The organism is Thioclava sp. ISO4 (genome assembly GCF_058105145.1).
In genome coordinates, this window is sequence record NZ_CM176571.1 from 771,856 (window position 1) to 785,836 (window position 13,981).

12 protein-coding genes are annotated in these 13,981 nt (G+C 66.7%); 7 read left to right on the forward strand and 5 right to left on the reverse strand.

Annotated features, from left to right (window positions below):
* The first annotated feature begins 108 nt into the window (after positions 1-108).
* Positions 109-981: an MBL fold metallo-hydrolase gene (locus tag AC2TZ7_RS03940; RefSeq protein WP_489865968.1), complete on the forward strand. Its 873-nt coding sequence runs from the start codon at positions 109-111 to the stop codon at positions 979-981.
* Between the two features lie 3 nt (positions 982-984).
* On the opposite strand, the gene AC2TZ7_RS03945 is transcribed toward AC2TZ7_RS03940, so the two are convergent.
* The 3 genes from AC2TZ7_RS03945 to AC2TZ7_RS03955 all read right to left on the reverse strand — a co-directional run bounded on the left by AC2TZ7_RS03945 (position 985) and on the right by AC2TZ7_RS03955 (position 4,599).
* On the reverse strand, positions 985-1,719 hold the full coding sequence (locus tag AC2TZ7_RS03945; protein WP_489865969.1) for a metallophosphoesterase family protein: 735 nt from the start codon (positions 1,717-1,719) through the stop codon (positions 985-987).
* Between the two features lie 68 nt (positions 1,720-1,787).
* A complete protein-coding gene (gene serA / locus AC2TZ7_RS03950) occupies positions 1,788-3,383 on the reverse strand; it encodes a phosphoglycerate dehydrogenase (protein ID WP_098409694.1) in 1,596 nt (531 codons plus the stop codon).
* Positions 3,384-3,453: 70 nt separating this feature from the next.
* Entirely contained in the window at positions 3,454-4,599 is a 1,146-nt protein-coding gene (locus AC2TZ7_RS03955) for a phosphoserine transaminase (protein ID WP_489865970.1), read from the reverse strand.
* Positions 4,600-4,758: 159 nt separating this feature from the next.
* Here AC2TZ7_RS03955 and serB point away from each other — a divergent pair, with 159 nt between their 5' ends.
* The gene (gene serB, locus AC2TZ7_RS03960; RefSeq protein ID WP_078550872.1) at positions 4,759-5,631 is read left to right on the forward strand and encodes a phosphoserine phosphatase SerB; all 873 of its coding nucleotides are present in this window, start codon (positions 4,759-4,761) and stop codon (positions 5,629-5,631) included.
* Here serB and nagA read toward each other — a convergent pair.
* Positions 5,607-6,749: an N-acetylglucosamine-6-phosphate deacetylase gene (gene nagA / locus AC2TZ7_RS03965; RefSeq protein ID WP_489865971.1), complete on the reverse strand. Its 1,143-nt coding sequence runs from the start codon at positions 6,747-6,749 to the stop codon at positions 5,607-5,609. The genes serB and nagA overlap by 25 nt on opposite strands.
* The gene (locus AC2TZ7_RS03970; protein WP_489865972.1) at positions 6,737-7,558 is read right to left on the reverse strand and encodes a glucosamine kinase nucleotide-binding domain-containing protein; all 822 of its coding nucleotides are present in this window, start codon (positions 7,556-7,558) and stop codon (positions 6,737-6,739) included. Before AC2TZ7_RS03970 ends, nagA begins: the two co-directional genes overlap by 13 nt.
* A gap of 134 nt (positions 7,559-7,692) precedes the next feature.
* On the opposite strand from AC2TZ7_RS03970, the gene AC2TZ7_RS03975 reads away from it, so the two are divergent.
* From AC2TZ7_RS03975 to AC2TZ7_RS03995, 5 genes are read left to right on the forward strand one after another with little or no spacing between them, the layout of a single operon-like run.
* Positions 7,693-9,807, forward strand: a complete 2,115-nt coding sequence (locus tag AC2TZ7_RS03975) for a dihydrolipoyl dehydrogenase family protein (RefSeq protein WP_489865973.1) — start codon at positions 7,693-7,695, stop codon at positions 9,805-9,807.
* Entirely contained in the window at positions 9,804-10,409 is a 606-nt protein-coding gene (locus tag AC2TZ7_RS03980; protein ID WP_489865974.1) for a CDP-alcohol phosphatidyltransferase family protein, read from the forward strand. The genes AC2TZ7_RS03975 and AC2TZ7_RS03980 overlap by 4 nt, the downstream gene beginning before the upstream one ends.
* A gap of 11 nt (positions 10,410-10,420) precedes the next feature.
* Positions 10,421-11,620, forward strand: coding sequence for an ABC transporter substrate-binding protein (locus AC2TZ7_RS03985; protein ID WP_489865975.1), 1,200 nt, complete (start codon positions 10,421-10,423; stop codon positions 11,618-11,620).
* A 7-nt stretch (positions 11,621-11,627) separates the two neighbouring features.
* Positions 11,628-13,283: an ABC transporter permease gene (locus AC2TZ7_RS03990; RefSeq protein WP_489865976.1), complete on the forward strand. Its 1,656-nt coding sequence runs from the start codon at positions 11,628-11,630 to the stop codon at positions 13,281-13,283.
* The gene (locus AC2TZ7_RS03995; RefSeq protein ID WP_489865977.1) at positions 13,280-13,915 is read left to right on the forward strand and encodes an ATP-binding cassette domain-containing protein; all 636 of its coding nucleotides are present in this window, start codon (positions 13,280-13,282) and stop codon (positions 13,913-13,915) included. Before AC2TZ7_RS03990 ends, AC2TZ7_RS03995 begins: the two co-directional genes overlap by 4 nt.
* The last annotated feature ends 66 nt before the right edge of the window (positions 13,916-13,981 follow it).

The window sequence follows — 13,981 nt, forward strand, 5'->3', positions numbered from 1 at the left end:
CCAGCAGGGCCAAGCGGTTATGACGAGACGTCATTTGGCCGGGCGGTGGGTTGAAACTCTCGGCTGAGGAAACACATTCTAGAAAACGAATGTGACTAGGAGGCCGACATGAGTGCCAACCCGATCGTCAAAGGGTTCTGGGATAAACCCACCGGAAGCTGGCAATACGTCTTTCACGACCCCGACACGATGAAGGGGGCCGTGGTCGATCCGGTCTGGGATTACGACCATCAGGCGGGTGCCACGACGCTGGGCAACGCCGAGAAAATCCTCGATTACGTCAAGGCCGAGGGGATCGACGTGGAGTGGGTGCTCGATACGCATCCCCATGCCGACCACTTCTCCTCCGCCGTCTGGCTGGCCGAGAAGCTGGGCGCGAAGCGCGGCATCGGCGAGCGCGTGCGCAAGGTGCAAAGCCTCTGGGCCGAGATCTACAACACGCCCGAGCTGCCGCAGGACGGGCGGCAATGGGATCACCTGTTCGCCGAGGGCGAGACGTTCAGGATCGGCAATCTCGATGTGAAGGTGATGCTCTCGACCGGGCACACGCTGGCCTCGATCACCTATGTCGTGGGCGATGCGGCCTTCGTGCATGATACGCTGATGCAGCCCGAAAGCGGCACGAGTCGGGCGGATTTCCCGGGCGGATCTGCGGCCGAGCTGTGGGACTCGATCCGGGCGATCCTCGATCTGCCCGCCGAGACGCGGCTGTTCATCGGGCACGACTATCCCGGCGAGGGCAAGGCGCCGCAGACCGGCGCGACCGTCGCGGACCACCGCAAGCACAACAAGCACGTCAAGGACGGCATCACCCGCGAGGACTACATCAAGACCCGCGAAGAGCGCGATGCGACCCTGCCGCTGCCGAAGCTGATGCTGGCCGCCTTGCAGGTGAATATCCGCGGCGGGCGCAAGCCCGAGGCCGAGACGGACGGGCGGTCCTACCTGAAAATCCCGCTCGACTATTTCGAGCCGCGGTAACGCTCAGCCGCGCGGCAGTTCGGCCCGGCCCTCGGGCGTCAGAAGCCACGCGTCGCGGCCTTCGATGACTGCGGTCGAGAGCGGGTGGCCATAGCCCGCACCGGAATCGAGATTGAGGCGGTTACCGTAATGGGTGGCCGCCTTGATATTTGTATGGCCATGCACGATCAGCGCGCCGTGGTCGCGTGGATCGGTCAGGAAGGGTTTGCGGATCCACAGCAGGTCATCCTCGACCTGATCCTCCATCGCCACGCCGGGGCGGATGCCTGCATGAACGAAGATCGCCTCGCCGCGGGGGAAATAGGCGGGCTGACCCGCGAGCCAGTCGCGGTGGGCCTGCGGGATGGCGGATAGTTCCTTTGCGACCTCGTCGAGCGGCCGGGAGAAAGCGTTCTCGATGCCGTAGCTTTCCAGCGTCGCCTCGCCGCCGACGCGCGGATTGAGATAGGAGACCTCCGCGCTCAGGATAGGGTCTTCGGTATAGGGATCGTCGAGAAAGCCAAGGAACATCCGGTCGTGATTGCCACGCAGCACGATCCAGTTCTCGCCGCTTTGCTCGCCCTTCATCAGGTAATCGATCACCCCGGCAGAGTCCGGCCCGCGATCGACCAGATCACCGACATGCACGATCGGGGCCTCTGTCTCGCCGCATGCCGCGCGATCCGCTGCGATCAGCTCGTGCGCATGCTTGAGCTTGTCGAGATGTCCGTGAATGTCGCCGATCGCATAGGTGCGCATGCCTGTCCCTTCCAATGAAAAGGCCCCCCGCGCGCGGCGGAGGGCCCGGATTCAACCGTTCAGCTAGATCAGCCGAGGACGAATTCCAGCGGTTTGACCTGCTTGAAGCCACCCGAGGTTTTCAGCGCGTCGACCACGTCCTGACCGACAGCCTCGTCGACATAGGCGATGGCGATCGCCTCGCCGCCCTGCTTGGAGCGACCCAAGGTGAAGTTCGCGAGGTTCACGCCCTTCTGGCCGAGGATCGTACCGAGTTTGCCGATGATGCCGGGCACGTCGTCATTGGTGGTGTAGAGCATGTGCTCGCCCACTTCGGCGTCGATGTTGATGCCCTTGATCTGGATGAAGCGCGGCTTGCCATCCGAGAACACGGTGCCCGCGATCGAGCGTTCCTTGCTCTCCGAGACGACGGTGACCTTGATGTAGCCTTCGAAGATACCGGTCTGGTCCTGCGAGGTGGTCGAGATCTGGATGCCGCGCTCTTTCGCGATGACCGGCGCGGAGACCATGTTCACGTCCGGCTGGCTGGCTTTCAGGATGCCCGAAACCACCGCGGCGTCGAGCGCCTTGAGGTTCATCTCGGATGCCACACCGTCGAAGGTGATGTTGATCGCCTTGATCGCATCTTCGGTCATCTGACCGATGAAGCCGCCGAGGTGCTGCGCGAGACGGACCCACGGGCCCATGACTTTCGCCTCTTCGGCGGTCATCGAGGGCATGTTGAGCGCGTTTTCGACCGCGCCGTCCAGCAGGTAGTTCGACATCTGCTCCGCCACTTGCAGGGCGACGTTTTCCTGCGCTTCGGTGGTCGAGGCGCCGAGGTGCGGCGTGCAGACCACGTTCGGCAGGCCGAACAGGACGTTATCGGTCGCCGGTTCCTCGGCGAAGACGTCGAAGGCCGCGCCCGCGACATGGCCCGACTTGATGAGATCGGCCAGCGCCTGCTCGTCGACCAGACCGCCACGCGCACAGTTGATGATGCGCACACCGGGCTTGGTTTTCTGCAGGTTCTCTTTCGAGAGGATGTTGCGGGTCGAATCCGTCAGCGGCACGTGCAGCGTGATGAAATCAGCGCGACGCAGCAGCTCGTCCAGCTCGACCTTCTCGACGCCCATGTTGGCCGCCTTCTCTTCGCTCAGGAAGGGGTCATAGGCCACGACCTTCATCTTCAGGCCGCGCGCACGGTCGCAGACGATGCCACCGATATTGCCCGCACCGATCACGCCGAGGGTCTTGGCGGTCAGCTCGACCCCCATGAATTTCGACTTCTCCCATTTGCCGGCCTGCGTCGAGGCATCGGCTTCGGGGATCTGGCGCGCAACGGCGAACATCATCGCGATGGCGTGCTCGGCGGTGGTGATCATGTTGCCGAAGGGCGTGTTCATCACGATCACGCCTTTCTTGCTCGAGGCTTCCTTGTCGACATTGTCGGTGCCGATACCGGCGCGGCCGACGACTTTCAGGTTGGTCGCGCTTTCGAGCAGTTTCGCCGTGACCTTGGTGGCCGAGCGGATGGCGAGACCGTCATACTTGCCGATCACCTCGGCGAGCTTTTCCTTGTCCTTGCCGAGCGAGGGTTCGAAATCGACCTCGATGCCACGGTCACGGAAGATCTGGACGGCGGTTTCCGAGAGCTTGTCGGAGACGAGAACCTTGGGGGCCATTTTCTGGGCTCCTTGAATTTTCAGAATATCGGGAAAGGACGGGCCCGGAGGCCCGCCAATCTGTCACGGATCACGCTTGCGCGGCGATCTCGGCCTCGAAGGCGTATTCGACCCAAGGCATCAGCGCCTCGACATCCGCCGTCTCGACGGTCGAGCCACACCAGATGCGCAGACCGGCCGGGGCGTCGCGATAGGCGCCGAGATCGAGCCCCACACCTTCAGCTTCGAGCCGCTTCGCGACGGCCTTGGCAAACGCCGCGCCATCCTTGATGCGATCGTCGGTGAACTTCACGCAGACCGAGGTGGTCGACGCGGTCGCCGGATCATTGGCGAGGTTCGCGATCCACGGCTTCGTGGCGCAGAAATCCCACACCACTTTCGCATTGGCGTCCGCGCGGTCGATCAGGCCTTTCAGCCCGCCCACCGATTTCGCCCAATTCAGCGAAACGAGGTAATCTTCGACGCAGAGCATCGAGGGGGTGTTGATCGTCTCGCCCTTGAAGATGCCCTCGTTCAGCTTGCCGCCCTTGGTCATGCGGAAGATCTTCGGCAGCGGCCAGGCGGGGGTGTAGTTTTCCAGACGCGCGACAGCGCGGGGCGACAGGATCAGCACGCCGTGACCGCCTTCGCCGCCCAGCACTTTCTGCCAGGAGAAGGTGGTCACATCGAGCTTGTCCCAGGGCAGGTCCATCGCGAAAGCGGCCGAGGTGGCGTCGCAGATGGTCAGGCCTTCACGGTCCGCCGGGATCGCGTCGCCATTGGGAACGCGCACGCCCGAGGTGGTGCCGTTCCACGTGAAAACGACGTCGGTGTTGAAGTCGATGGTGGAGAAATCGACGATATCGCCATAGTCGGCGGTCTTCGTCTCGGCCTCGATCTTGAGCTGCTTGACCACGTCGGTCACCCAGCCCGCGCCGAAGCTTTCCCAAGCGACCATCGTCGCCTTGCGCTCGCCCAGCAGCGACCACATCGCCATTTCGACGGCGCCGGTGTCGGAGGCGGGCACGATGCCGATGCGGTAATCGGCGGGCACGCCCAGAATTTCGCGGGTGGTGTCGATCGCCTCTTTCAGCTTCGCCTTGCCGATAGCGGCACGGTGCGAACGGCCCAGGGGCGCGTCATTGAGCATGTCGAGGGAGAAACCGGGGATCTTCGTGCAGGGGCCCGAAGAAAAACGCGGGTTTGCCGGCCGCGTAGCCGGAGCTTGAATAGCCATTGCTGGTATCCTTCCAGATATATGCCCTTCGTTGGGGAAGGGTGTCCCGCCGCCGCAGATACGCTCGCGCCCGCTCTGGCGCAAGGAGAATTTTTGGTCTAATGCGCCGCATCAGGTCACGGATACGACATTTGAACCGACATTCCCCAAGGAGCGCGCATGTTTACCGCCACGCTGATCGCTGACCCGAAAGAGGCCAATCTGGATCAAGGCACGCTGGATGCGCTTTGCGGTGCATGGGGTGGTGGCGCGGCGCGTTGGCTCAACCCGAATGTCGCGGCCGAATTCATGGTGGACCGCGTGCCGTCGAATCGTTGGGAGGCCTGGGAGGGCCTGCAGGGGCTGGGCGTCGATCTGGTCGTGCAGCCCACCGAGGGGCGGCGCAAGCAGATGCTGCTGGCGGATATGGACTCGACGATGATCCAGCAGGAATGCATCGACGAGCTGGCCGATGTGGCGGGCGTCGGCGAGCGTGTGAAAGAGATCACCGCGCGGGCGATGAATGGCGAGCTGGACTTCGAGGGCGCGCTGACCGAGCGGGTGGGGCTGCTGAAAGGTCTGCCCGAGAGCGTGATTTCCGAGGTGATCGAGAAGCGCATCAGCTTCATGCCGGGCGGGCATGATCTGGTTGCGACGATGAAGGCCAACGGCGCCTATTGCGCGCTGGTCTCGGGCGGGTTCACCGCGTTCACCGGCTATGTCGCAAAGACGCTCGGGTTCGACGAGAACCGCGCGAACCTGTTGCTGGTCGAGGATGGCAAGCTGACGGGCGTGCCGTCGCAGCCGATTTTGGGGCGTGAGGCGAAGGTTCAGGCTTTGCTGGAAATTTCGGAAAAACTGAAGCTTGACCACGCGCAGGTGATGGCCGTGGGCGATGGGGCGAACGATCTGGGGATGCTGAAGCTCGCCGGTGCGGGCGTCGCGCTGCACGCCAAGCCCTCGGTCGCTGCGGAATGCGACATCCGGATCAACTTCGGCGATCTGAGCGCGCTGCTCTACATTCAGGGCTACGCGGTGGAAGATTTCGCCTGACCGCCCTGCCAGACCTCGGTCAGGCGCCAGTCGTCATTGAAATGCACCAGATCCCCGGCGAAGCCCGGCGCGATCCGGCCCACCGGCGCGCCGATTGCCTCTGCCGGGATGCGGCTGGCCATCGCGAGCGCCTGTTCCGGTGATACGCCGACCGTCTCGATCATGAAGCGCACCGCCTGCGGCAGCGACAGATCGGCCCCGGCAAGCGTGCCATCCTCCAGTCGCAGCGCCCCGTCGCGCCGCTGGATGCGGCGACCGGCGAGTTCGAATTCCATGAGATCGGACCCGGCGCAGGCCATCGAGTCGGAGACGAGGAAGACCTCGCCCCGCCGTTTGGCAGCCAGCGCCAGCCGGATCGTCTCGGGGTGCACATGGATGCCATCCGCGATCAGACCCGCGGAGACCGGCTGCGACAGCGCCGCGCCGACAAGGCCCGGCTCGCGCGAGCCCAGCTGGCTCATCGCGTTGAAGAGATGCGTAACCATCCGTGCGCCCGCCGCGATGGCCTCCTGCGCCTGATCGAACGTGCACTCGGAATGGCCGAGGCTGACGACGATCCCGGCCTCGGACAGCCGCGCGATCTGCTCGGGCGTCGCATTGGCAGGCGAGAGCGTCATGATCAGCGTAGGCAGCCCGGTCTTCGCCTCGAGCAGCGTCTCGATGTCTTCCTCGTCCAGCGGGCGGATGCAGCCGGGCGGATGGCAGCCGGGGCGTCGGGGGTCCAGATGTGGCCCCTCCAAATGCAGCCCGCCGAATCCCGGAACGCGCGTCACGGCGGCGATGCCTGCCGCCAGCACCGTCTGAGTCGCGGCGCGGGTGTCGGTGATCAGCGTCGGAAGGATCGTGGTCGCGCCGAGAGCGGCATGCGCGGCGCAGATGGTGGAGATCGTCTCGAGCGTCGCGTGCCCGCCGAGCATCACGCCGCCCCCTCCATTCACCTGAAGGTCGACGAGACCGGGCGCGAGCGTGCCGCCCGGAAACTCGATCACCTCGCCCTCGGGCATCTCCGCGATCGGGCACAGCGCCGAAATTCGACCCTGTTCCAGCACAATCGCATGGTTTTCATGGAAGTCGGTGCCGTCGAAAACGCGCGCGCCCGTCAAGATCAGCTTGTCCAAAACGCATCCTCCATCGCCAATGCCAATGCGCCGTCCAGCGCGTTGCCTTTCGCAGCCCGTTGCGGCCAATCGCCCAGCGCAAGACCCTCTCCAAGCCCGCCGAGCCACGTCACCGGAAGCGGTTCTTCGGGCTGCAACAGCGCAATCGCCGCGCGGATCTCGGCCTGTGCCGCATCGCGCACGGCCACGGCGGCGGGGTCGGTCGATTGCAGGATGCGCGGCGCGAAGCGCGCCCAATCGGCGGGGGTCGCGTCGAGGCTGAAGGCGATCAGCCCGTTGCGCCCATCCATCTCTTCGAGCAACGCGCGCAGGAGCGGCGTCACCGCGCAGAACCCGTCGAGCGCACGTCCGGCCCGCATCCCCAGCGCCCGGCCGATCCACGCGCCCGAGCCTTCATCGCCCAGCCGCAAGCCCCAGCCGCCGATCGCGTGCTGCTGCCCGTCCAGCTGCCGCGCGAAGAACGAACCCGTGCCGATGGCCGCGACGATCCCGTCCTCTGGCCCGAGAGCACCGCGCACCGAGGTCGTCACGTCCTGCAAGACGCGGGCCGGAAACGGCAGCTCGGCGGCCAAGGCCTCTGCGGCGGGCGCATGGTTCGCCCCCGCCAGCCCGAGCACCGCGCGAATCTCGCGCGCGTCAATAGTGCCCATCGCGGTTTCGATGGCGGTGAAGATGTGATGGCGCGCCTCGTCATAGTCCGAGGCGATATTCGCAGGGCCGGAGTCGCCACGCCCGATGACGCGGCCAGAACCGTCGGCAAACACCGCCCGGCACCCGCTGCCTCCGCCATCGACTGCAATGAAATGCATCCCCGCCTCCGTTTTGTGCGTAACAGTGCCAAATAGCGGCCCCGAGAGAAAGCGCGTAACGAAATCCGCGCGCGAAACGACTTGGGGAAAGATCGCATCGCCTCTATCACTGGGGCGTGACCCACGGGAGGACCATGCGCAAACCTCTGATATTCCTCGGCCTGATCGCTTTGGCGGTGATCGCGGCTTTTCTGGTGGCCGATCCCGACCCCGAGCGGCTGCGCGCGCTGCGCGACAGCCTCGCGGCGTGGCGCGAAGCGCATCCGCTGGCGCTGCCCATCGGGTTCTTCGTCACTTACGTCGTGGTGACGGCGCTGTCGCTGCCCTTCGCGGTCTGGCTGACGCTGCTGGGTGCCGCACTTTTGGGGTTCTGGCGGGGGCTGGTTCTGATCTCTTTCGCGTCCTCCATCGGGGCGCTGCTGGCCTTTCTGGTCGCGCGCTACCTGATGCGCGACTGGGTGCGCGGGCGGCTTGGCCCGCGGCTCGCGAAGATCGAGAAAGGGGCGGCGCGCGACGGGGAATTCTACCTGTTCTCGCTGCGGCTGATCCCGGTCGTGCCCTTCTTCGTGATCAACCTCGCCTTCGGGCTGACTCGGATGAAAGCGTGGAAATTCTATGCCGTCTCGCAGCTCGGCATGCTGCCCGGCACCGCCGTCTATGTCGCGGCGGGCGCGCAACTGGGCGATCTGGACAGCCTGTCGGGGATCGTCTCGCCGGGGTTGCTGGGTGCCTTCGCGGCGCTGGCGGTGTTTCCGTGGGTGGCGCGCGCGGCGCTGCGGGTCTGGGCACGCAAGCGGGCCTATCGCGGCTATGAGCGCCCGGCCAAGTTTGACCGCAACCTGATCGTGATCGGCGCGGGGGCTGCGGGGCTGGTGGCCTCTTATGTCGCGGCGCAGGCGAAGGCGAAAGTGACGCTGGTGCAGGAAGGTCCGATGGGCGGCGATTGCCTGAATTTCGGCTGCGTGCCGTCGAAGGCGTTGATCGCCTCGGCTCGGGCTGCGGGCGTGGCGCGCGGCTCCGAGGCGCTGGGCGTGCGCGCGGATGTCTCGGTCGATTGGCCGGTGTTGACGCAGAGGATCTCCGAGGTGATCGCGCAGATCGAGCCGAATGATTCCGTTGAGCGCTATGAGGGTCTCGGTGTCGAGGTGATCGAGGGCCATGCGCGGCTGGAAGACCCTTGGACGGTGCGTGTGGGCGATGAGCGGCTGACCGCGCGCGGAGTGGTGCTTGCGACCGGCGCGGCCCCGGTGATCCCGCCGATCGAGGGGATCGGATCGGTCGAGCCGCTGACCTCGGACACGCTGTGGGAGACGCTTGCTGCAATGCCCGCGCCGCCCGAGAGGATGGTGATCCTCGGCGGTGGCCCGATCGGTTGCGAAATCGCGCAGGCGCTGGCGCAGCTAGGCGCGGGCGTCACCGTGGTCGAGGCGGCGGAGCGGCTGTTGATCCGTGAAGATGTCGAAGCCTCGGATGCCATCGCGGCGGCTTTGCGCGCCGATGGGGTCGACCTGAAGCTCGGCGCGAAGGCGATCCGTTTCGGGCACGACGACGGCAAATGGCTGGAACTGGAGGACGGCTCGAAGATCGATTTCGACACGCTTCTGGTGGCGGTCGGGCGCAAGGCGCGGCTCGAAGGTTTCGGGCTGGAGGAGCTGGGCATTCCGGCGAACAAGGTGATCGAGACGAACGACTACCTTGAGACGCTCATGCCCAATATCTACGCCGCGGGCGATGCGGCGGGGCCGTTGCAGCTGACCAATGCCGCAGGTCATCAGGGCTGGATCGCGGCGGCCAATGCGCTGGCCTCGCCTTTCTGGCGCTTCAAAGCCCATGCCGCGCCGATCCCGCATGCGGTCTTCACCTCGCCCGAACTGGCGCGGGTGGGGATGACGGCGGCTCAGGCCGAGGCCGAGGGCGTGCATCACGAGGTCACAACCTATCCGCTGGGCGATCTGGACCGCGCGCTCGCCGAAGGGGCGGGGAGCGGCTTCGTGCGGATCGTCACCGCGAAAGGCTCCGACAAGATCCTTGGCGCGACGGTCTGCGGCGCGCATGCGGCCGAGGTGCTGGCGGAATTCGCGCTGGCGATGCGGCACGGGCTGGGCTTGGGCAAGATCCTCTCGACGCCGCATATCTATCCCAGCTGGTCCGAGGCTGCGAAGAACGCCGCCGGGCGCTGGCGGCAGGCCCATGTGAACCCGCGCACGCTGCGGATCGCCGAGCGTTTCATGACCTGGAGGCGCGGATGATCGACGCTGCTCTCCTGCCGCTGCAACGTGCGATGATGCAGCCCCCCGCCGAGGCGCTGGCCGCGCGCGGTATCCGCGCCGATCAGGTGACGGTGGCGGGCTTCGCGCTGGGTCTTCTGGCGATCCCGGCGCTGGCGTTCCACGCCTATTGGCTGGCGCTGGCGCTGATCCTCATCAACCGGATCGCGGACGGGCTCGACGGGGCCATCGCGCGGATCAAGGGACCGACCGATCGCGGGGCGTTCCTCGATATTGCGCTCGATTTCCTGTTCTACGCGCTGATCCCGGTGGGCTTCGCGCTGGCCGATCCTGCGCGCAACGCGCTGGCCGCGACCATCCTGATCGCGGCCTTCGTCGGCACCGGGTCGAGCTTCCTCGCCTTCGCCTCGATCGCCGCCAAGCGCGGGATGAGCACCGATGCCTATCCGACCAAGGGCATCTACTACCTCGGCGGGCTGACCGAAGGGGCCGAGACGATCCTGTTCTTCTCGGCGATCTGCCTGTTTCCGCAGGCCTTCCCGATCCTCGCGGGCCTCTTCGCCGCCGCCTGTTTCGTGACCACCGTGACCCGCTGGCTGATAGGCTGGCGGGCGTTTTCCTGAACGGAGAGAGTATGAGAAACCTTCTTGCCGCCCCGGTTCTTGCCGCGAGTCTCGCGCTGACCTTCGCCGCGCCCGCCTTTGCCGATTGGGCACAGACCGAGGCCGAGGCGAAGGGCCAGACGGTCTATTTCAACGCCTGGGGCGGCGACCCGCGCACCAATGCCTTCATCGATTGGGTGTCCGACCAGATGCAGGAGAAATACGGCGTCACGGTCGAGCAGGTGAAACTGTCCGACACTGCCGAGGCCGTTTCGCGCGTGCAGGCCGAGAAGGCGGCAGGCAAGGATGACGGCGGCGCGGTGGACCTTATCTGGATCAACGGGCCGAACTTTCTGGCGATGAAGGAAGCGGGGTTGCTGCATGGGCCGTTCGTTTCCGATCTGCCCAATGCGAAGTATCTCGACCTGTCGGAGGGCTCGGCGGCCACGACCGATTTTACCGTGCCGACCGAAGGCTATGAGAGCCCGTGGCGGCTTGCGAAATTCGCCTTCGCCTATGATGCGGAGCGGGTGAGCGATCCGCCGAAGGATATGGCGGGGCTTCTGGACTGGGCCAAGGCGCATCCGGGTCGCTTCACCCATCCCAACCCGTCGAATTTCATGGGGGCGAGCTTCCTCAAGCAGGCTCTGGTCGAACTGGCGCCCGATCCGGCGGCGCTGTCGCTACCCGTGACGGATGAGGCCTATGCCAAGGAAACCGCGCCGCTCTGGGCATGGTATGACGCGCTGCGTCCGCTGATGTGGCGCGAGGGCAAATCCTTCCCCGAGAACGAGAGCGTGCAGGCGCAATTGTTGGCCGATGGCGAGGTCGATTTCGCGATGTTCTTCGATCCGGCGGCACCGGCCGCGATGATCGAGCAGGGCGTTCTGCCGCCCTCGGTCCGCGCCTGGGTGCCCGAAGGCGGCACGATCGGGAATATCTCCTACGTCGCGATTCCCTATAACGCGGCGCATCAGGCGGGGGCGGAGCTGGTCGCGAATTTCCTGCTCGACCCGGCCACGCAGGCCCATATGCAGGACATCCGCGTGCTGGGCAGTTTCTCGGTGCTCGATCCGGCAAAGCTGGATGCCGATGCGAAACAGGCTTTCGCCGATCTGCCCACCGCGCCTGCGCTGCCGACGTTGGACGATCTCGGGCCGACGCTCCCCGAGCCGCATCCGAGCTGGATGACGAAGCTCACCGAGGACTGGGCGCGGCGCTACACGAAGTGAGGGTTTGATGCGGCTCGCGGGCGCGATCCTGACGCTGGTGATCGGCGCGCCGGTGCTGCTCGGCGCGGCGCTGACGCTGGCGACCGGTTTCGGCTGGCAGCCGGGGCTGGGGCGCGTCACGCTGGGCTGGGAGGGCTTCGCCGAGGCGCTGGCCGCGCCCGGTATCCTCACCTCTCTGCGACTGACATTGGTGACTGGCTTGGGGGCGGCGCTGCTGTCGCTCGCGGCCTCGATCCCGCTGGCGCGCTGGCTGGTGACGCGGCAATCGGCGTCGCGCTGGCTGACGCCGCTGCTGGCGGTGCCCCATGCGGCGCTGGCGATCGGGCTGGCCTTCCTGATCGCGCCCTCGGGCTGGGCCGCGCGGTTGATATCGCCTTGGGCGACCGGCTGGGATCTGCCGCCGCAGATCGTGACGGTGGGCGATCCGTGGGGGCTGTCGCTGATCCTCGGGCTGATGCTGAAAGAGGTGCCGTTCCTGACGCTGATGACGCTGGTGGCCGCCGCGCAGCGCCCGGTTGCCGAGCAGATGGCGGCGGGGCGTGCGCTTGGCTATGCGCCGGGCCGCGTCTGGGTGCGGATCGTCTGGCCGCAGCTGTACCCGGCGATGCGGTTGCCGGTGCTGATCGTGCTGGCGTTTTCGCTGTCGGTTGTCGACATGGCGCTGATTCTCGGGCCGTCGAACCCGCCGACGCTGTCGGTGCGCATCCTGCGGCTCTACGGCGCGCCCGATCCCGCGCAGGCGGTGCCCGCCTCGGCGCTGGCGGTGATCTTGCTGGAAGTGATGGGGGCGAGTGCGGCGCTGTGGATGGTCGGCGAGCGCGCGGTGGCACGGCTGGGCGGGACGGCGATCCGGGCGGGGCATCGCGGCGCTGCGCGGCGGAACTGGAGCGGCGCTGGCCTGATCGGGGCGGGGGGCGTGCTGGCGCTCGGATCGCTCGGCGCGCTGGTCCTGTGGAGCCTTGCGAGCTTCTGGCGGTTTCCCGATGCGCTGCCCGCTGATCTGACCCTCAAACGCTGGGCCAGCGCCGATTGGGCGGGGCCTGCGTTGACCAGTCTGACGCTTGCGCTGATCTCGACCGCGCTGGCGCTGATCCTCGCGATGCTCTGGCTGGAAAGCGAGGATCGCACCGGCAAGCGCCTGCCGCTCGGTGCGCTGATCGTCCTGCCGCTCTTGCTGCCGCAGATCGGGTTCCTGCAGGGGCTCACCACCGGGTTTCTCTGGCTTGGCCTGCCGCCGGGGCCGGTCGCGGTGACATGGGCAGAGCTGCTCTTCGTCTTTCCCTATGTGATGATCGCGCTGGCCGGGCCGTGGCGCGCACTCGACCCGGCGCATCTCGCCAGTGCGGCGAGCCTCGGGGCCGGACCGACCCGCCGGCTGCTGCGGATCAAGCTGCCGATGCTGCTGGGCCCGATCTGTGCGGCGGCGGCGATCGGGGTGGCGGTGTCGGTGGCGCAATATCTCGCCGTTCTGCTACCCGGCGCGGGGCGCGTGCAGGCACTGGCCACGGAGGCCGTGGCGCTGGCCTCGGGGGCGGATCGGCGGCTGGCCGCGATCCTTGCGCTGATGCAGGCGGCGCTGCCATGGGTAGGGTTCGCGCTGGCGCTCGCCGTGCCGGCATGGTGGCATCGCAACCGGCGCGGCTTGCGCGGAGGAGTGGCATGAGCCTTGAGTTGATCGATCTGAGCCTGACCGCGCCCGGCGCCTCCGCCCCGCTCTTCGCGGCGCTGTCGCTCGTCGTGGCACCCGGAGAGACCGTCTGCCTGATGGGGCCCTCCGGGATCGGCAAGTCGAGCCTGCTCGCCCATATCGGGGGCCATCTGCCGCGGGGGTTCACGGCTTCGGGCGATGTGCGGCTCGATGGTGAAAGCGTCACGCATCTGCCCGCCGAGAAGCGCGGCATCGGGATGCTGTTCCAGCAGGCGCAGCTTTTCCCGCATCTCTCGGTCGGCGACAACCTGGCCTTCGGTCTGTCGGCGCAAGTGAAGGGTAAGGCGGCCCGACGCGCCGCGGTGGAGGCCGCGCTGGAACAGGCCGGGCTTGCAGGCATGGCGGATCGCGACCCGGCGACGCTATCGGGCGGGCAGCGCACCCGCGCGGCGCTGATGCGCACGCTGCTGGCGCGGCCGCGTGCGGTGCTGATCGACGAACCCTTCGCCGCGCTGGATGCGGAATTGCGCGCCGAGATCCGCAGCTTCACGCTGCAGCATCTCGCGGCCGAGCGTATTCCCTGCCTCATGGTCAGCCACGATCCCGACGACGGCGCGGCTGCGGCACGCCGGATCGCGTTGGGCTGAACCCCGCGCAGTCGATTTGCTTCGAGGCCCGGCAGGCTTGCGCGATGAAGGCCCTGAGGCTATCTC